The 17986-nt window shown below is 66.3% G+C and carries 18 protein-coding genes and 1 rRNA gene; all 19 read left to right on the top strand.

The window, feature by feature from the left end:
* Window positions 1-304 precede the first annotated feature (304 nt).
* The gene (gene rho / locus AB0I19_RS09850; protein ID WP_357146769.1) at window positions 305-2305 is read left to right on the top strand and encodes a transcription termination factor Rho; all 2001 of its coding nucleotides are present in this window, start codon (window positions 305-307) and stop codon (window positions 2303-2305) included.
* A 208-nt stretch (window positions 2306-2513) separates the two neighbouring features.
* Entirely contained in the window at window positions 2514-2747 is a 234-nt protein-coding gene (gene rpmE, locus AB0I19_RS09845; protein ID WP_067490466.1) for a 50S ribosomal protein L31, read from the top strand.
* 95 nt (window positions 2748-2842) lie between these two features.
* Window positions 2843-3913: a peptide chain release factor 1 gene (gene prfA / locus AB0I19_RS09840; protein ID WP_181697479.1), complete on the top strand. Its 1071-nt coding sequence runs from the start codon at window positions 2843-2845 to the stop codon at window positions 3911-3913.
* A gap of 135 nt (window positions 3914-4048) precedes the next feature.
* Window positions 4049-4942: a peptide chain release factor N(5)-glutamine methyltransferase gene (gene prmC / locus AB0I19_RS09835; RefSeq protein WP_357146766.1), complete on the top strand. Its 894-nt coding sequence runs from the start codon at window positions 4049-4051 to the stop codon at window positions 4940-4942.
* A gap of 169 nt (window positions 4943-5111) precedes the next feature.
* On the top strand, window positions 5112-5777 hold the full coding sequence (locus AB0I19_RS09830) for an L-threonylcarbamoyladenylate synthase (protein WP_357146763.1): 666 nt from the start codon (window positions 5112-5114) through the stop codon (window positions 5775-5777).
* 13 nt (window positions 5778-5790) lie between these two features.
* Entirely contained in the window at window positions 5791-6921 is a 1131-nt protein-coding gene (locus AB0I19_RS09825; RefSeq protein ID WP_067641551.1) for an MraY family glycosyltransferase, read from the top strand.
* 19 nt (window positions 6922-6940) lie between these two features.
* On the top strand, window positions 6941-7408 hold the full coding sequence (locus tag AB0I19_RS09820; RefSeq protein WP_174550346.1) for a hypothetical protein: 468 nt from the start codon (window positions 6941-6943) through the stop codon (window positions 7406-7408).
* A 308-nt stretch (window positions 7409-7716) separates the two neighbouring features.
* Window positions 7717-8550, top strand: coding sequence for a F0F1 ATP synthase subunit A (gene atpB / locus AB0I19_RS09815; RefSeq protein ID WP_225282119.1), 834 nt, complete (start codon window positions 7717-7719; stop codon window positions 8548-8550).
* An 82-nt stretch (window positions 8551-8632) separates the two neighbouring features.
* Window positions 8633-8881, top strand: coding sequence for an ATP synthase F0 subunit C (locus AB0I19_RS09810; protein WP_357146760.1), 249 nt, complete (start codon window positions 8633-8635; stop codon window positions 8879-8881).
* A gap of 5 nt (window positions 8882-8886) precedes the next feature.
* Window positions 8887-9444, top strand: coding sequence for a F0F1 ATP synthase subunit B (locus tag AB0I19_RS09805; protein WP_067490448.1), 558 nt, complete (start codon window positions 8887-8889; stop codon window positions 9442-9444).
* Between the two features lie 19 nt (window positions 9445-9463).
* Window positions 9464-10276, top strand: coding sequence for a F0F1 ATP synthase subunit delta (locus AB0I19_RS09800; RefSeq protein WP_357146758.1), 813 nt, complete (start codon window positions 9464-9466; stop codon window positions 10274-10276).
* A 69-nt stretch (window positions 10277-10345) separates the two neighbouring features.
* The gene (atpA, locus tag AB0I19_RS09795; protein WP_357146755.1) at window positions 10346-11986 is read left to right on the top strand and encodes a F0F1 ATP synthase subunit alpha; all 1641 of its coding nucleotides are present in this window, start codon (window positions 10346-10348) and stop codon (window positions 11984-11986) included.
* A gap of 59 nt (window positions 11987-12045) precedes the next feature.
* Window positions 12046-13014 (top strand): F0F1 ATP synthase subunit gamma, encoded by a 969-nt coding sequence (locus AB0I19_RS09790; protein WP_357146752.1) that lies wholly within the window; start codon window positions 12046-12048, stop codon window positions 13012-13014.
* A 24-nt stretch (window positions 13015-13038) separates the two neighbouring features.
* Window positions 13039-14487, top strand: a complete 1449-nt coding sequence (atpD, locus tag AB0I19_RS09785; RefSeq protein WP_067490436.1) for a F0F1 ATP synthase subunit beta — start codon at window positions 13039-13041, stop codon at window positions 14485-14487.
* A 6-nt stretch (window positions 14488-14493) separates the two neighbouring features.
* Window positions 14494-14886, top strand: a complete 393-nt coding sequence (locus AB0I19_RS09780; protein ID WP_067490434.1) for a F0F1 ATP synthase subunit epsilon — start codon at window positions 14494-14496, stop codon at window positions 14884-14886.
* A 177-nt stretch (window positions 14887-15063) separates the two neighbouring features.
* Window positions 15064-15486 (top strand): DUF2550 domain-containing protein, encoded by a 423-nt coding sequence (locus AB0I19_RS09775; RefSeq protein WP_357146750.1) that lies wholly within the window; start codon window positions 15064-15066, stop codon window positions 15484-15486.
* A 1-nt stretch (window position 15487) separates the two neighbouring features.
* Complete coding sequence (locus tag AB0I19_RS09770; protein ID WP_357146747.1) at window positions 15488-16084, top strand: cob(I)yrinic acid a,c-diamide adenosyltransferase; 597 nt, start codon at window positions 15488-15490, stop codon at window positions 16082-16084.
* A 96-nt stretch (window positions 16085-16180) separates the two neighbouring features.
* The gene (gene murA, locus AB0I19_RS09765; protein WP_067490426.1) at window positions 16181-17461 is read left to right on the top strand and encodes a UDP-N-acetylglucosamine 1-carboxyvinyltransferase; all 1281 of its coding nucleotides are present in this window, start codon (window positions 16181-16183) and stop codon (window positions 17459-17461) included.
* 436 nt (window positions 17462-17897) lie between these two features.
* Window positions 17898-17986, top strand: a 16S ribosomal RNA gene (locus AB0I19_RS09760); the annotation flags it as partial.

Genomic DNA, 17986 nt, shown 5'->3' with positions numbered 1-17986 from the left:
GTACATCGTGCGCATCAGACGCCGGTGCTTCATCAGGGCAATCGCTCCCCTTACCACTTTCTTCTGGTGGCGAAGCCTCCGGTCCGGCGGGGCGGGTAGTACGGCACACGCGTCCTGTGGGACGCATAATCCGAGCTCGGCATATGTTGCCGGGTCTGCGGAACGAACCCTCGACTCAGCACACGGCATTCGAGGGAAGGAAAGGATTTCCGTGACAGAAACGGACCTGCTCGCGACACCCGGGGTGGATACCGACCCGACGAATTCGGGCGGCCGCGAAAGTGAATCCGGACAGATTTCGAAAATGAGCGAACACACCGACGTCGCACGATCGGGGCTGACTGGAATGCTGTTGCCGCAGTTGCGTGCGCTCGCTGGGGAACTCGGTATCCGAGGCACCTCCGGTATGCGCAAGGGCGATCTCATCGCCGCAATCAAAGAAAACCAGGCCGGAGCGCCTGCCAAGGGTGCCAAGCCTGCCGAAGCCGCCGCCGTGACGGCCGACGCGCCTGCCGCCGCCGAGGCCCCCGCCAAGCGGGAGCGCCCGGCCAAGGCCGAGAAGCCCGCCGCCGAATCCAAGGCGGCAGAGGCGAAGACGGCCGAGGTGAAGCCGGTCGAGACCAAGGCCGCCGAGACCAAGCAGGCCGAGACCGAGACCGCCGCGACCAAGCCGGTCGAGGCCAAGACCGAAGCCCCCGCCGAGGTGGGCGAGGAGTCCGGTCGCGAGAGCGGTCAGCGTGGCCGTGGCAGGCAGCGTCGCGGTCGTGACCAGGCCCGTTCCGGTGGCGGCGAGAACGCCCCCGCCGAGAATCGCACCGAGACTCGCACCGAGGAGCCCAAGCAGGCCGAGGGTGGCGAGCAGGGCGAGCGTCGTCGCGAGCGCAACGACCGCAATGCCGGCGGCGAGCGCAATGCCGGTGGCGAGCGTAATCAGAACGACCGCAACCAGAACGAGCGCGGCGAGCGCAACCAGAACCAGAACGGGAACGCGGGCGGCAATCGTGGCCCGCGCGACGACCGTGATCGTGGTGGCGACGACGAGGAAGGCGGCCGCGGTCGCCGGGGCCGTCGGTTCCGTGAGCGTCGTCGTGGGCGTGACCGCGACGGTGGCACCGGTTCCGGTGGCGGCGAGGCCCGCGACTTCGAGATCCGCGAGGACGACGTCCTGCAGCCCGTCGCGGGCATCCTCGACGTGCTCGACAACTACGCCTTCGTGCGGACCTCCGGCTACCTGGCCGGACCCAACGACGTGTACGTGTCGATGAACCTGGTCCGCAAGAACGGTCTGCGCCGCGGTGACGCCATCACCGGTGCGGTCCGCGCGCCGCGCGACGGCGAGCAGAGCAACCAGCGTCAGAAGTTCGACCCGCTGGTGCGCCTGGACACCGTCAACGGTGGCGAGGTGGAGGCGGCCAAGCGTCGTCCCGACTTCCAGAAGCTCACCCCGCTGTACCCGAACCAGCGACTGCGCCTCGAGACCACGCCCAACAAGCTGAGCACCCGCGTGATCGACCTGATCATGCCGATCGGCAAGGGCCAGCGCGCGCTGATCGTCTCCCCGCCCAAGGCCGGTAAGACGACCGTGGTGCAGGACATCGCCAACGCGATCGCGACCAACAACCCCGAGTGCTACCTCATGGTCGTGCTGGTCGACGAGCGCCCCGAAGAGGTCACCGACATGCAGCGTTCGGTGAAGGGTGAGGTCATCGCCTCCACCTTCGACCGGCCGCCGGCCGACCACACCTCCGTCGCCGAGCTCGCCATCGAGCGGGCCAAGCGACTGGTGGAGATGGGCAAAGACGTTGTGGTGCTGCTCGACTCGATCACCCGATTGGGCCGCGCGTACAACAACTCCTCGCCCGCCTCGGGCCGCATCCTCTCCGGTGGTGTCGACTCGACCGCGCTGTACCCGCCCAAGCGGTTCCTCGGCGCGGCCCGCAACATCGAGAACGGCGGCTCGCTCACGATCATCGCCACGGCGCTGGTCGAGACCGGTTCCACCGGCGACACGGTGATCTTCGAGGAGTTCAAGGGCACGGGTAACGCCGAGCTCAAGCTCGACCGCAAGATCGCCGAGCGCCGCGTGTTCCCGGCGGTCGACGTGAACCTGTCGAGTACCCGCAAGGACGAACTGCTGATGTCCCCGGACGAGGCCGCGGTGCTGCACAAGCTGCGCCGGGTGCTCTCGGGCCTGGATTCGCATCAGGCGATCGACCTGCTCATCGACCGGTTGAAGAAGTCGAAGAACAACCTCGAGTTCCTGATGTCGGTCTCCAAGACCGCACCGGGCGCACTCGACGAGTGACAGAACGAAAGGGCTCCGCTTCGGCGGGGCCCTTTCGGTTTGCCGGGAACATTCGAAGGGTAGGGGGTGTTATCGGTAGGGCGGCCGGGTCTGGCATACTGGACCGCTGTGTGTCTGCGAGTTCGCAGACATCCCGCCTAGTCGGTTCCGGTTCACGTACTCCACTCCATGGGGCTACGACCCGGCGACCATTATCGAGAGGACGCCCATGAAGGCAGGAATCCACCCCACGTATGTCGACACCACCGTCGTGTGTGGTTGCGGCAACACCTTCCAGACTCGCTCCACCAAGGAGTCCGGCCAGATCACGGTCGAGGTCTGCTCGCAGTGCCACCCGTTCTACACGGGCAAGCAGAAGATCCTCGACACCGGCGGCCGCGTGGCTCGCTTCGAGGCTCGCTACGGCAAGCGCGCAGGCAAGAAGGCCGACGCCGAAAGCTAGTTGCCTCCCCCGACGCCCGGTTCTGCACTTCGCAGGCCGGGCGTCGGTGGTTTCTCTACCCGAGCCGTCGCCCCGCACACCGAAGGAATCCTCCCGTGACGCAACCGTCCGCCATCGACGACATCCTGGCCGAGTACCAGGGCCTGGAGACGCAGCTGGCCGATCCGTCGCTGCACAACGACGCGGGCGCGGCACGCCGGGTTGGTAAGCGGTTCGCCGAGCTGGCGCCGGTGATGAGCACCTACCGCAAGCTCGAAGCGGTGCGCGACGACCTCGAGGCCGCCCGTGAGCTGGCCGCCGACGACGCCACCTTCGCCGCCGAGGTGCCCGGGCTGGAAGCCCAGCTGGCCGAACTCGAGCAGGCCCTTGCCGATCTGCTCGCCCCACGCGACCCGCACGACGGCGACGACGTGGTGCTCGAGGTGAAGTCCGGCGAGGGTGGCGAGGAGTCGGCGCTGTTCGCCGCCGACCTGGCGCGCATGTACATCCGCTACGCCGAACGGCACGGCTGGAAGGTGGAGACGCTCGACGTCACCTACTCCGACCTGGGCGGATACAAGGACGCGACGCTGTCGATCAAGAGCAAGGACGCCGCGCGCGACGGTGTGTGGTCGCGCTTCAAGTTCGAGGGCGGCGTGCACCGCGTGCAGCGCGTGCCGGTGACCGAGTCGCAGGGCCGCATCCACACCTCGGCCGCGGGCGTGCTGATCTACCCGGAGCCCGACGAGGTCGAGCAGGTGCAGATCGACGAGACCGACCTGCGCATCGACGTGTACCGGTCCTCCGGCAAGGGCGGTCAGGGCGTGAACACCACCGACTCCGCCGTCCGCATCACCCACCTGCCCTCGGGCATCGTGGTGACCTGCCAGAACGAACGCTCCCAGTTGCAGAACAAGGCCCGTGCCATGCAGGTCCTCGCCGCCCGGTTGCAGGCGCTGGCCGAAGAGCAGGCCGAGCAGGAGGCGGCGGCCGGTCGCGCCAGCCAGATCCGCACCGTCGACCGCTCCGAGCGCATCCGCACCTACAACTTCCCCGAGAACCGGATCGCCGATCACCGCATCGGGTTCAAGGCGCACAACCTCGACGCCGTCCTCGACGGTGACATGGACGCGCTGCTCGACGCGCTCGGCAAAGCCGAACGCGAGGCCCGGATGGCTGCCGAGTAAGAGCATGGACCGCCACGAGCCGGTTGATTCGCCGCGCACCGGAGTACGAACAACGGGTTCGCGACCGGCGTGGGAAGCAGTAGTTCGGGCACTGTCGGTCGTGCGCGACGACCGCGGGCGAATGCGGAGGTTGCTGTGAACGTGTCCGAGGCTGGGCGAATTCCGTTGCGCCCCTTGATTGTTGCCGCAGCGGGGCGGTTGGCCGAGGCGGGTGTCGGTTCGCCGATGTTCGATGCCGAGGTGCTGGCCGCCCACGCGCTCGACGTGGATCGCATGCGGTTGGCGCTGATCCCGATGATCGACGCCGAGACCGCAGCCCGCATCGACCACGCAATCGACCAGCGTGCCGCGCGAATCCCGTTGCAGCACTTGACCGGAACTGCGCCCCTCGGTGCGGTCGACCTCGCCGTCGGCCCCGGTGTGTTCGTGCCGCGGCCCGAAACCGAGTTGCTGCTCGCCTGGGCGCTCGGCTACCTCGAGTTGCGGCCCCTCGCGCACGCACCGATCGTCGTCGACCTGTGCACCGGCTCCGGCGCGCTGGCACTGGCCATCGCGCATGCCCGCCCGGACGCCGACGTGCACGCCGTCGAACTCGATCCCGACGCGTTGCGCTGGGCCCGCCGCAACGCCGACATGCGCATCGCCGCGGGCGACACCCCCATCACCCTGTACTCCGGTGACGTCACCGACCCGTTCGTGGTCGAACACCTCACCGCCCGCGCCGACCTGGTCGTCGCCAACCCGCCCTACATCCCCCAGGACGCGGTCCTCGACCCCGAGGTCGCCGACCACGACCCCCACCGCGCCCTCTTCGGCGGTCCCGACGGTCTCGACGTCATCCGGGGCATGGTGCCGACGATCGCCCGCCTCCTGCGCCCCGGCGGCGCCACCGCCGTCGAACACGACGACACCAACGGCGGGGGAGTAGCGGCGCTGCTGTCGGCCGCCGACCTCACCGACGTCGCCGAACACACCGACCTGTCCGAAAAGCCCCGATTCGTCACTGCCCACCGGCCCTCGAACGGCTGAACCGCCGGAGACGGGAGCGCGGCGATTCCGTCGCCGCTCCACCGGGCAATCATGTGGCTAACCGCCTGATGTGCGCCCAAAAGTCCCTCGGAACCGGCCCCTCGCACCGGGGGCTACACTCTTGCCCGCAGCTAAAGACCGGGAAAGTACGCGGAGGAGGCGGACAGCTTTGAGTACTGTCTACGACTGTGCCGATGAGGCGTCTCGAGACGCGGGGATCACCGCGGCCACCAGTGCGCTGAAGTCGGGTCGCCTCGTCGTGATGCCCACCGACACCCTCTACGGCATCGCCGCCGACGCATTCGATTCGTCCGCCGTCGCCGACCTGCTCGCCGCCAAGCGGCGCGGTCGCGATATGCCGGTCCCGGTGCTCGTCGGCTCCTGGCACACCATCGACGGACTCGTGTTCTCGGTGCGCCCGCAGGCACGTGACCTGATCCGTGCCTTCTGGCCCGGTGCACTGAGCCTCGTTGTGCAGGCGGCACCTTCGCTGGCCTGGGATCTCGGTGACACGCGCGGCACCGTGATGTTGCGGATGCCGCTGCACCCGGTGGCGCTGGAACTGCTGCGCGCGGTCGGCCCGCTCGCGGTGTCGAGTGCCAATGTGTCGGGTCAGCCGCCCGCCACCACCGTCGAACAGGCTCGTGAACAACTCGGCTCGCTGGCGAGCGTGTACCTCGACGGCGGCCCGGCCGAGCACGCCGTCGCCTCCACGATCGTCGACCTCACCGCGGACCAACCTCGGGTGTTGCGGGAGGGTGCGGTGCCGGTGGCCGATATCGCCGAGGTGCTCGGGATGGCGCCCGAGGCCCTGACCAGCTCCACCAACCGGTGATCGCCCGCCTGCGATGAGCTCAGTCGTTCCCCTGCGTGAGCTCCTGCTCGTGCTGCTCGTCTCGGCGACGGTGACCTTCCTGGCCACCGGCGGTGTCCGGGTGCTCGCCATCGGTTTCGGCGCCGTGGCGATTCCGCGTGAACGCGATGTGCACGTCAAACCGATTCCCCGGATGGGCGGCGTCGGTATGTATGTCGGCGTCGTGGCCGCGATCTTGTTCGCACATCAATTGCCCGCGCTGCGCCGCGGCTTCGATTACGCGCCCGATATTCCCGCCGTACTCGTCGCCGCGACGATCATCGTGCTCGTCGGCATAGTCGACGACCGCTGGGGACTGGACGCGCTGACCAAATTCGCCGGACAGGTCACCGCGGCAGGCGTGATGGCCGTGATGGGCCTGAGCTGGTACGTGATCTACGACCCGTTCAACGACACCACCGTGGTGCTCGACGCACTGCAGGGCGGTCTGGTGACGGTCGGCATCACGGTCACGCTCGTCAACGCGATGAACTTCGTCGACGGATTGGACGGCCTGGCCGCCGGCCTCGGTTTGATCTGCGCGGTGGCTGTTTTCGCGTTCTCCGTGGGTTTGCTCTACGACCAGGGCGGCTCGGTCGACACGTATCCGCCCGCTTTGCTGGCCGCCGCGCTGGCCGGCGCGTGCCTCGGATTTCTGCCGCACAATTTCTCCCCGGCCCGAATCTTCATGGGCGATACCGGGTCGATGATGATCGGTTTGATGCTGGCAGCTGTTTCCACCGGTGCGTCGGGCCGAATTCCGCTGCAGGGCTATGGCCCGCGCGACATTGTGGGTTTGCTCTCGCCGCTGTTGCTGGTGGGCGCGGTGATGTTCATTCCGGTGCTCGATCTGTTGCTGGCGATCGTGCGCCGTGTGCGCGCGGGCGTGAGTTTTTCCACACCGGACAAAATGCATCTGCATCACCGACTGTTGCAGATCGGGCATTCCCAGCGCCGCGTGGTGTTGCTCATCTATTTATGGGTCGGCGTGCTCGCCTTCGGCGCGGTAGGAACTTCGCTGATGGACCGGCGGCTGGTGGTGTTGCTGGTGGCGGGCGGATTGGTGTTCGCGCTGGTGGTGACGGTGATCCCCTCGATGCGCCGCACGGAGTCGGCCCAGCATTGACTTCGGCCCGCAAGGTAAAGTGCGGGCCGTGAGCTTTACACCCGAAACCGTGCCAGGCCCCGACGCCCCGCTGCGCGCCGCGCTGCGCTACGGACTGATCGGCCTCGGCGTGCTCGTGGTCGCGTCGGTGGTGATCGCCTCCCTCCTCGCCGGGATGCCCGGTTTGTGGGGTGCGCTGCTCGGCGCCGCGATCGGTGGCGGATTCATCCTCACCACCGTGGTGTCGGTGCTGTTCGGCGCGAAGCTGCCGCCGCAGATGGCGGGCATGGTCCTGCTGGTCAGCTGGGTCGCCAAGTTGCTGGTGGTGCTGATCGTCGTCGGTGTGCTCAACCAGTTCGACTTCTACAGCAGGCCCGCGCTGTTCTTCACCGTGGTAGGAGCCTTGCTGATCGTGCTCGGTGCCGAAACCTACGGCGTTGTGCGACACAAGGTCCCGTACGTCACGACACGCGCGGGAGACAGCGAAACGGCTTCCGAGCAGGAATAATCCCACCCAGCTACGCACTGTCGTAGATAGCTTGGTAAAGTGTTGGTAAGCAAGCACCCAAGCTAGGGGCGCGGTCCGGGGATTCGGGCTATGCCTCGGGTTACCAAGGGGGGATCACCGAGATCCCACCCGGGGCCGCTATGCTTACTGCCGATCCGGGTGGAATGTGCCCGGTTGAAGCATGTCGACGATGTCGCCGACGCCCGTACAGAAGCTAATACAGGTATCCCTCGTATCAGCGGCTGTCGAATTTCGAGCCGACAAAAGTCGACCCCCATTGATCGTCAATGTCCGATCGAACCGCGGGAATGACAGTCGTACCCGCGGCCCGAACACGGGAGAGAACGCTGAGCGTCATCACTTTGGCGGCGGGCGAGTTCCACGCGCCATCGCTGTCCGACTTCTTCCCTCCAGCGGTGCTGTTCGAGGGTACGCCGTTCGAACTCGATCGCCTGATGCTGGTCCGGCTGTTGATGACCGCCGTTCTGGTGGCCGTCTTCGTGCTGGCTTTCCGCTCGCCGAAGATCGTGCCGCGCGGCCTGCAGAATGTGATGGAAGCCGGTGTGGTTTTCGTCAAGGAGCAGATCGCCGACGAGGTACTCGGCAAAGAATCCGGCAAGAAGTTCCTCCCGCTGCTCGCGACGATCTTCTTCACGGTTCTCTTTCTGAACTTCTCCGGTGTGATTCCCGGGTTGAACATCTCGTCGAACGCGCGCATCGGCATGCCGCTGGTCCTCGCCGCGATCGTCTACATCGTCTACAACTACGTGGGCATCAGGAAGTACGGGTTCTTCTCCTACATCCGCCACAGCATCGTCGTCCCCGACGTGCCGATCGCGCTGCACGTGCTGCTGATTCCGATCGAGTTCATCTCGACCTTCATCCTGCGCCCGTTCACGCTGACCGTCCGTCTCATGGCCAACATGCTGGCCGGCCACATCATGCTGGTGCTGTTCTTCAGCGCCACCTGGTTCTTCCTGTTCGACGCGACCGCGTGGATGAAGGTCTTCTCGCCCTTCTCACTGCTGGCTGCCATCGGCTTCACTCTGTTCGAGCTGCTGGTCATCTTCCTGCAGGCCTACGTCTTCGCGCTGCTGGCCGCCGTGTACATCGGGCAGTCGCAGCACGCCGCCGACCACTAGACCCGACCGAACCACCTACATACCGCCAAACCTGCTGCACACGCCGACCGGCGGGTGAGCAACAGAAAGGGAAAGAAGACTCATGAGCCTCGCTTACCTGGCCCAGGAAGCCGCGAACACCGAAAGCACCTTCAAGGGCTTCGGCGCCCTCGGCTACGGCCTCGCTGCGATCGGCCCCGGCATCGGCGTCGGCATCGTCGTCGGTAAGGCCATCGAAGGCATCGCGCGTCAGCCCGAGCTGTCCGGCCAGATCCGCACCACCATGTTCCTCGGCATCGCGTTCACCGAAGCCCTGGCGCTGATCGGCCTCGTCGCCGGCTTCATCTTCTGATTCCGATGCGCGAAATCATGATGCTCGCCGCCGAAGGGGGAGAGGATGTGAATCCTCTCGTCCCCGCAACGTACGACATCGTCTGGTCGATCGTCTGTGTCATCGTCATCGGTCTGTTGTTCTGGAAGTACGTGATCCCACGTGTGACCAAGACCCTCGAAGAGCGCACGGACAAGATCGAAGGCGGTATCGCCAGGGCCGAAGCAGCCCAGGCGGAGGCACAGCAGACGCTGCAGCAGTACCAGCAGCAGCTGGCCGACGCCCGGCTCGAGGCCGCACGTATCCGTGAGGATGCGCGCACCCAGGGGCAGCAGATCCTCGCGCAGATGCGCCAGGACGCCCAGGCCGAAAGCGACCGCATCGTCGCCGCCGGTCACTCCCAGCTGGAAGCCCAGCGCCAGCAGATCCTGACGGAGCTGCGTTCCGAGGTCGGCCGTACGGCCGTCGAGCTGGCCGAGAAGATCATCGGTCAGTCGGTTTCGGACGAAGCCAAGCAGGCGGCGTCGATCGACAAGTTCCTCAAGGAACTCGACGACACCGACGCCATCGGGGTCGGAAGGTAGCGACGCGAAAGTGAGAAGCATGTACGCAGCGAGCCGCGAGGCCAGTGCCCGGTCTCGCGAGGCGCTTCGGGCCGCGTTGACCGGAAGCGAAACTGTTGCGGCCACAACGGGGTCGGAACTGTTCGCCGTTGTCGCCGTGCTGGACGACCAGCGTTCGCTGCGTGTGGCGCTCGCGGACTCCTCGGTGCCGGGTTCGGCGCGCGCTGAACTCAGTGAGCGGATCTTCGGCGGCAAGGTCAGCGCTGCCACGCAGGCAGTGCTGACCACCGCGGTGGCGCAGAACTGGTCACGCACCCGCGACCTGGTCGACACCCTGGAGCTGCTCGGGCAGGAGGCTCTGCTCGAGTCCGCCGCCGACGGCGGTCGGCTCGACGCGGTGGAAGACGAGCTGTTCCGGCTCGGCCGGATCATCGCCGACAACCCGCAGCTGGAGCAGGCACTGTCCGATCACGGCAAGCCCGCCTCGGCGCGGCGTGAGCTGATCGAGCGGCTGCTCAACGGCAAGGCCGAGCCGGTCACCGTTGCGCTGGCCGAGCAGGCCGTCGTCCGGCTGCGGACCAACAACATCGGCGTCGCCTTCGACGCCCTGTCCGATCTGGCGGCGGCCCGTCGTGACCAGATCGTCGCCCATGTGCACGCCGCGGTCACGCTGACCGATCAGCAGAAGGAGAAGCTGGCGGCTTCCCTGCAGCGGATCTACGGCAAGGCGGTCACCGTGCACGTGCAGGTCGACCCGACGCTGCTGAGCGGCGTCGTCGTGCGCGTCGGAGACGACGTCATCGACGGCAGCGCCACCGGCCGACTGGAGAAGCTGCGCCGCGCGATGTCCTGACCAGGACGCCACCTTCGCAGTTCTTCTTCAACCCCCGACATTCGAGACCACAGCGAGAGCAGGAACAACATGGCGGAGCTGACGATCTCCTCCGACGAGATCCGTAGCGCGATCGAGAGCTACACCCAGAGCTACACCCCGGAAACCTCCATCGAAGAAGTCGGCCTCGTGACCGACACCGGCGACGGCATCGCGCACGTCAGCGGCCTGCCGTCGGCGATGGCCAACGAGCTGCTCGAGTTCCCGGGCGGCGTCCTCGGCGTCGCGCTGAACCTCGAGGACACCGAGATCGGTGCCGTCATCCTCGGCGAGTACGCCTCGCTCGAGGAGGGCCAGCAGGTCCGCCGCACCGGCGACGTGCTGTCGGTTCCCGTCGGTGACAAGTTTCTCGGTCGCGTCGTCAACCCGCTCGGCCAGCCGATCGACGGCCTGGGCGAGATCGAAGCCGACGACCGCCGCGTGCTGGAGCTGCAGGCCGCGACCGTGCTGGAGCGTCAGCCGGTCGAGGAGCCGCTGGCCACCGGTATCACCGCGATCGACGCGCTGACCGCCATCGGCCGCGGCCAGCGTCAGCTGATCATCGGCGACCGCAAGACCGGCAAGACCGCCGTCGCCGTCGACGCGATCCTGAACCAGAAGGCGAACTGGGAGTCGGGCGACCCGACCAAGCAGGTCCGCTGCATCTACGTCGCGATCGGCCAGAAGGGCTCCACCATCGCGGGCGTCAAGACCGCGCTCGAGGAGCACGGCGCGATGGATTACACCACCATCGTCGCCGCCCCCGCGTCGGACTCCGCCGGCTTCAAGTGGCTGGCCCCCTACACCGGTTCGGCCATCGGCCAGCACTGGATGTACCAGGGCAAGCACGTCCTCATCGTGTTCGACGACCTGACCAAGCAGGCCGAGGCCTACCGCGCCATCTCGCTGCTGCTGCGTCGTCCGCCGGGCCGCGAGGCGTACCCCGGTGACGTCTTCTACCTGCACTCCCGTCTGCTGGAGCGTTGCGCGAAGCTGTCCGACGAGATGGGTGGCGGCTCGATGACCGGTCTGCCGATCATCGAGACCAAGGCCAACGACGTCTCGGCGTTCATCCCGACCAACGTCATCTCCATCACCGACGGCCAGGTCTTCCTCGAGTCCGACCTGTTCAACAAGGGTGTCCGCCCGGCGATCAACGTCGGTACCTCGGTCTCCCGTGTCGGTGGCGCCGCCCAGACCAAGGCCATGAAGAAGGTCGCCGGTTCGCTGCGTCTGGAAATGGCCCAGTACCGCGAGCTGGAGGCGTTCTCCGCCTTCGCCTCCGACCTGGACGCCGCTTCGCTGGCACAGCTCGAGCGTGGTGCCCGCTGGGTGGAGCTGCTCAAGCAGAACCAGTACTCCCCGGTCGCCGTCGAGGATCAGGTCGTCTCGATCTACCTGGTCGACGCCGGCTACTACGACTCGGTTCCGGTCGCCGACGTGCGTCGCTTCACCACCGAGCTGCTCGAGCACCTGCACAGCGTGACCCAGTCGTCGTTCGACGCGCTCGAGGGTGGCCGCAAGCCGCTCGACGGCGAGGCCGCCGAGGCGATCAAGTCCGAGACCGACAAGTTCAAGCAGGGCTTCCTTGCTTCGGACGGCAGCCGCGTCGTGAACGAGGCCGCCGCGGGCGATCTGGACCACGAAGAGGTCGAGTCGCTGTCGGTCACCCGCAAGCACGTCGACAAGTAAGCCGGGTCAGCACTGATGTCGGCAACTATCGATACGGCGAATGAAGGGAGTGAATCGTAGTGGCAAGTTTGCGCGAATTGCGCTCCCGCATTCGTGGTGTGAATTCGATCAAGAAGATCACCAAGGCTCAGGAACTGATCGCGACCTCGCGAATTTCCAAGGCCCAGGCCAGGGTCGCGGCCGCCAAGCCGTACGCCGAGGAGATCACCAAGGTCCTCGGTGAGCTGGCCAGCGCCTCGAAGAACCTGTCGCACCCGCTGCTGACCGAGCGCGCCAACGCTCGGCGGGCCGCTGTCCTGGTGATCACCAGTGACAGCGGTATGTGTGGTGGCTACAACTCCAACGTGCTCAAGCGCGCCGAGGAGCTCATGACCACCCTGCGTGGCGAGGGCAAGGAACCGGTGCTGTACGTGATGGGCAACAAGGGCCTCACGTACTACAAGTTCCGCAACCGCCCGTTCCAGGCGTCGTGGACCGGTTTCTCGCAGCAGCCGAAGTACACCGATGCGTCGGCCGCCTGCCAGCACCTGGTCGAGGCCTTCATGGCCGGCTCCGACGGTGAGGTTCCGACGCTCAGCGGCGGGACCATGGCGGGTGTCGACGAGCTGCACATCGTGTACACCAAGTTCGTCTCGATGCTGACCCAGACCCCGGAGGTGCGCCGCTTGGCGCCGATCCAGGTCAGCTTCGTCGACGAGAACTACGAGCTCGGCGACGACATCATGTCGGACTCGCCGAACGTGGTTGTGTCGGCGCAGTACGAGTTCGAGCCGGACGCCGACGTGCTGCTGGGTGCTCTGCTGCCCAAGTACGTCAACACGCGAATCTACGCATCGTTGCTCGAGGCAGCGGCATCCGAGTCCGCGGCTCGGCGCACCGCAATGAAGGCGGCGACCGACAACGCCAACGAGCTGGCCAGTGTGCTCCAGCGCGAGGCGAACTCGGTGCGTCAGGCCCAGATCACGCAGGAAATCAGCGAAATCGTCGGCGGCGTGAACGCGCTGGCGTCGAGCTCGGACCGCGACTAGAAGCGCAGGAAGAGAACCAATCTAATGACCGCAGCTGTCACTCAGGACAACGCGAAGAAGGCGGGCGAAACCGCCGGCCGCGTCGTCCGTGTCATCGGCCCCGTCGTGGACGTCGAGTTCCCGCGTGGCGCCATTCCCGAGCTGTTCAACGCTCTGAACACCGACATCAAGCTCGCGTCGGTGGCCAAGACCCTGACCCTCGAGGTCGCCCAGCACCTCGGCGACAACATCGTGCGCACCATCTCGATGCAGCCGACCGACGGCCTGGTCCGTGGCGCGAGCGTCACCGACTCGGGCAAGCCGATCTCGGTGCCCGTCGGCGACATCGTCAAGGGCCACGTGTTCAACGCCCTCGGCGACTGCCTCGACTCGCCCGGCCTCGGCCGCGACGGCGAGCAGTGGGGCATCCACCGCAAGCCCCCGAGCTTCGATCAGCTCGAGGGTAAGACCGAGATGCTCGAGACCGGTGTGAAGGTCATCGACCTGCTCACCCCGTACGTCAAGGGCGGCAAGATCGGTCTGTTCGGTGGTGCCGGTGTCGGCAAGACCGTTCTGATTCAGGAGATGATCACCCGTATCGCTCGCGAGTTCTCCGGCACCTCGGTGTTCGCGGGTGTCGGTGAGCGTACCCGTGAGGGCACCGACCTCCACCTGGAAATGGAAGAGATGGGCGTCCTCCAGGACACCGCCCTCGTCTTCGGCCAGATGGACGAGCCGCCGGGCACGCGTATGCGCGTGGCCCTGTCCGCGCTGACCATGGCGGAGTACTTCCGCGATGTCCAGCACCAGGACGTGCTGCTCTTCATCGACAACATCTTCCGTTTCACCCAGGCCGGTTCCGAGGTCTCGACCCTGCTGGGTCGTATGCCTTCGGCCGTGGGTTACCAGCCGACGCTGGCGGACGAGATGGGTGAGCTCCAGGAGCGCATCACCTCGACCCGTGGTCGCTCGATCACCTCGCTGCAGGCGATCTACGTCCCCGCCGACGACTACACCGACCCGGCGCCGGCGACCACCTTCGCCCACCTCGATGCGACGACCGAGCTCTCCCGCCCGATCTCGCAGAAGGGCATCTACCCGGCCGTCGACCCGCTGACCTCGACCTCTCGTATCCTCGAGGCTTCGATCGTCGGCGAGCGCCACTTCCGGGTCGCCAACGAGGTCAAGCGGATCCTGCAGAAGTACAAGGAGCTGCAGGACATCATCGCCATCCTCGGTATGGACGAGCTCTCCGAAGAGGACAAGGTCCTCGTCGGCCGCGCCCGTCGTCTGGAGAAGTTCCTCGGCCAGAACTTCATCGTGGCCGAGAAGTTCACCGGTCAGCCGGGTTCGGTCGTGCCGCTGGAGCAGACCATCGACGACTTCGACCGGGTCTGCAAGGGCGAGTTCGACCACTTCCCGGAGCAGGCGTTCAACTCCTGCGGTGGACTCGACGACGTCGAGGCCGCTGCGAAGAAGATCGCCGGAAAGTAGTCCACGATGGCAGAGTCCACTTCCAGGACGATGACGGTCGATCTCGTGGCTGTCGAACGTAAGCTCTGGTCCGGCCAGGCTTCGTTCGTCAGCGCGCAGACCACCGAGGGGCAGATCGGCATCATGGCGGGCCATGAGCCGCTGCTCGGTCAGCTCGTCGAGGGCGGCACGGTGACCATCGTGCCGACCGAGGGCGAGCGGATCGTCGCCGCGGTGCACGGCGGCTTCTTCTCGGTGACCGCCGATACCGTTCGCGTGCTGGCCGAATCAGCCGATCTCGCGGGCGAGGTCGATGTCGACGCGGCACGCAAGGTGCTCGCCGACGCGGATGCCGACGAGGCGCAGCTGCGCGCGGCGCAGGGTCAGGTCCGGGCCGTCGAGGCGACCACCGCGTCCTGATCGCTTCACAACACCAACACTGCCGGCGGTGAACTCCCAGAGTTCACCGCCGGCAGTGTTATATCCGGAGGATGACGGATCCGGGCGGAACCGTTTCGGGCGGCCGTGATTGAATATGACAGGGGTGTCCACGGCACCCCGAGTGGAGCGAAAGGGCGTACGGCATTGCAAACCGGGATGGTTCTCCTGATCATTCTGGTGCTGACGCTCGTGTTCATCGCAGGCGCTTCCACCTATCGGCTGGTCATGCTGCGCCGTGGTGGGACGGCCGCGCTGCTGCGGGTACTGCCCGCGCGCGGCGGCCAGGGCTGGCGGCACGGCCTCATCCGCTACGACGAGGACCGGCTCGTCTTCTTCAAACTCACCAGCCTCAAATTCGGCCCGGACAGCACGATTCACCGTCAGGGCCTCGAAATCGTCGAACGCAGGCATCCCCAGGGCGACGAGTTCGACATCATGACCGACGACATCGTCGTGGTAGCCGTCACCGACCCGCACGCCAACTTCGAATTGGCACTCGACCGCGGATCGATGGCGGCTTTTCTGTCGTGGATGGAGTCGCGGCCGTCGGACCGTGCCAAGCGAAAGGGCCCGATCTGAGATGCCGGACGACTCGCAGCCACGATCTTCGGTCCACCTCACCCGGATCTACACCCGGACCGGTGACGACGGAACTACGGGTCTGAGCGATTTTTCCCGGGTCGCCAAGACCGACGCGCGCCTGGTCGCCTACGCCGATTGCGACGAGGCCAATGCCGCGCTCGGTGTCGCGGTTGCCCTCGGTACGCCGGCGCCCGAGATCCTGTCGGTGCTGCGCCGGATCCAGAACGACCTTTTCGACGCGGGCGCGGATCTGTCGACCCCGATCGTGGCCGACCCCAAGTACCCGCCGCTGCGCATCACCCAGTCCTATATCGACCGGCTCGAGGGGTGGTGCGACGAGTTCAACGAGTCTCTCGCGCCCCTCAATTCGTTCATCCTGCCCGGCGGCACGCCGTTGGCCGCGCTGTTGCACACCGCACGTACGGTTGCCCGCCGCGCCGAACGATCGGCCTGGGCCGCGGTCGCCGCGTACCCCGACGACACGAGCGTGCTGCCCGCGAAATACCTCAATCGCCTGTCGGACCTGCTGTTCATCCTCAGCCGCTACACCAATCCCGAGGGTGACGTGCTGTGGCAACCGGGCGGCGGACGCTAGCGCGAAAGCGGCTCGGCGGCCACGAGTTCCGGCCCGATCGAGCCGGTTTGGTGACAGGGGGGCGTGTCGTGGCGCATCGGTCGATAAGCTGGCGGGGTGAGCGAACGGTTTCTGGTCTCCGGCGGTAATCAGCTCGTCGGCGAGGTCGCGGTCGGCGGCGCGAAGAACAGCGTGCTGAAGCTGATGGCCGCGTCGTTGCTGGCCGAAGGCACAACCACCATCACCAACTGCCCCGACATCCTCGATGTCCCGCTGATGGCGGAGGTGCTGCGCGGCCTCGGCTGTGATGTGACCATCTCCGACGACGAGAGCGGTGACCGATCGGTCGTGACGATCGTGACCCCGGCGGAGCCCAAGTACCACGCGGACTTCCCGGCGGTCACCCAGTTCCGCGCCTCGGTGTGTGTGCTCGGTCCGTTGATGGCCCGGTGTAAGCGCGCGGTCGTTGCCCTGCCCGGTGGTGACGCGATCGGCTCGCGTCCGCTCGACATGCACCAGGCCGGTCTGCGCCTGCTGGGCGCGACCAGCGAGATCGAGCACGGATGCGTGGTCGCCAAGGCCGAGGAGCTGCAGGGCGCGCGGATCCGGCTCGACTTCCCGTCGGTGGGCGCCACCGAGAACATCCTGATGGCGGCGGTGCTCGCCGAGGGCGAGACGGTCATCGACAACGCCGCACGCGAGCCCGACATCGTCGACCTGTGCACCATGCTCACGCAGATGGGTGCACGGATCGACGGTGCCGGTTCCTCGGTGCTCACCGTGCAGGGCGTCAAGAGCCTCCGTCCCACCACGCACCGGGTGATCGGCGACCGCATCGTCGCCGCCACCTGGGGGATCGCGGCCGCGATGACCACCGGTGATGTGCGCGTCACCGGGGTGAACCCGAAGCACCTGGCCCTGGTGCTGGACAAGCTGCGTTCCGCCGGTGCGCGAATCTCCTACGAGCCCAACGGTTTCCGGGTGGTGCAGCCGGAGCGTCCGCGTGCGGTGAACTTCGCGACGCTCCCGTTCCCGGGTTTCCCCACGGACCTGCAGCCGATGGCCATCGGCCTGGCCGCCATCGCCGACGGCACCTCGATGATCACCGAGAACGTCTTCGAGGCCCGTTTCCGTTTCGTGGAGGAGATGATCCGCCTCGGCGCCGACGCCCGCACCGACGGTCACCACGCCGTGGTCCGCGGCATCCCGCGCCTGTCCAGCGCCCCGGTGTGGTCTTCCGACATCCGTGCCGGAGCCGGCCTGGTGCTGGCCGGTCTGGTCGCCGACGGCGTCACCGAAGTGCACGACGTGTTCCACATCGACCGCGGTTACCCCAAGTTCGTCGAGCAGATGCAAGCCCTCGGTGGACAGGTCGAGCGCGTCGGTACGCCGAAATAGCCTGCTGACCAGCCGATTTGACTTCGTGTTTGGCGGCACGTAACTTAGTTCGAGTCAGAGCGACACGGACACCGACTCAGCCCCCGCTGAGACACGAGGTAGGACGATGAGCGCCTGACTGATTGCGTGTTCAGGGCTTGACCGGATTTGCGTCCGGCGGGTTGCTTGGACTACAGTACGAACCCTTGCCTCACGGAAACCTCGACTGATCGTCGGGTCGGATGTGTGTGCGTGTGTTCTTTGAGAACTCAATAGTGTGTCGATGAATGTCAGTGCCAATATTGTATTGGTTCCAGCCTTCGCGTACCCCCCGGTCGTGGGAGGTTGGACATTTTTGAACAACAGCGAATCTTATTTTGCTGGTGTTCGCTTTGCTAGATTTTTCGGACTCTAGTTAGATATTTCTGATTCACCCTTCGGGGTGTTTCGTGAGTCTTCAACGGAGAGTTTGATTCTGGCTCAGGACGAACGCTAGCGGCGTGCTTAACACATGCAAGTCGAGCGGTAAGGCCCTTCGGGGTACAC

This window comes from Nocardia sp. NPDC050413, assembly GCF_040655475.1.
GTDB classification, from domain to species: domain Bacteria; phylum Actinomycetota; class Actinomycetes; order Mycobacteriales; family Mycobacteriaceae; genus Nocardia; species Nocardia coubleae.
Note: the sequence above shows the minus strand (reverse complement) of the source record. Positions and strands in the feature narration are given on the sequence as shown.

What these genes read in the sequence shown, in the direction of transcription:
- rho (WP_357146769.1), top strand. Translation starts at nt 305, where the DNA reads ATGAGCGAACACACCGACGTCGCACGATCGGGGCTGACTGGAATGCTG.
- rpmE (WP_067490466.1), top strand. Translation starts at nt 2,514, where the DNA reads ATGAAGGCAGGAATCCACCCCACGTATGTCGACACCACCGTCGTGTGT.
- AB0I19_RS09825 (WP_067641551.1), top strand. Translation starts at nt 5,791, where the DNA reads ATGAGCTCAGTCGTTCCCCTGCGTGAGCTCCTGCTCGTGCTGCTCGTC.
- atpB (WP_225282119.1), top strand. Translation starts at nt 7,717, where the DNA reads ATGACAGTCGTACCCGCGGCCCGAACACGGGAGAGAACGCTGAGCGTC.
- AB0I19_RS09810 (WP_357146760.1), top strand. Translation starts at nt 8,633, where the DNA reads ATGAGCCTCGCTTACCTGGCCCAGGAAGCCGCGAACACCGAAAGCACC.
- AB0I19_RS09805 (WP_067490448.1), top strand. Translation starts at nt 8,887, where the DNA reads ATGCGCGAAATCATGATGCTCGCCGCCGAAGGGGGAGAGGATGTGAAT.
- AB0I19_RS09800 (WP_357146758.1), top strand. Translation starts at nt 9,464, where the DNA reads ATGTACGCAGCGAGCCGCGAGGCCAGTGCCCGGTCTCGCGAGGCGCTT.
- atpA (WP_357146755.1), top strand. Translation starts at nt 10,346, where the DNA reads ATGGCGGAGCTGACGATCTCCTCCGACGAGATCCGTAGCGCGATCGAG.
- atpD (WP_067490436.1), top strand. Translation starts at nt 13,039, where the DNA reads ATGACCGCAGCTGTCACTCAGGACAACGCGAAGAAGGCGGGCGAAACC.
- AB0I19_RS09780 (WP_067490434.1), top strand. Translation starts at nt 14,494, where the DNA reads ATGGCAGAGTCCACTTCCAGGACGATGACGGTCGATCTCGTGGCTGTC.
- AB0I19_RS09775 (WP_357146750.1), top strand. Translation starts at nt 15,064, where the DNA reads ATGGTTCTCCTGATCATTCTGGTGCTGACGCTCGTGTTCATCGCAGGC.
- AB0I19_RS09770 (WP_357146747.1), top strand. Translation starts at nt 15,488, where the DNA reads ATGCCGGACGACTCGCAGCCACGATCTTCGGTCCACCTCACCCGGATC.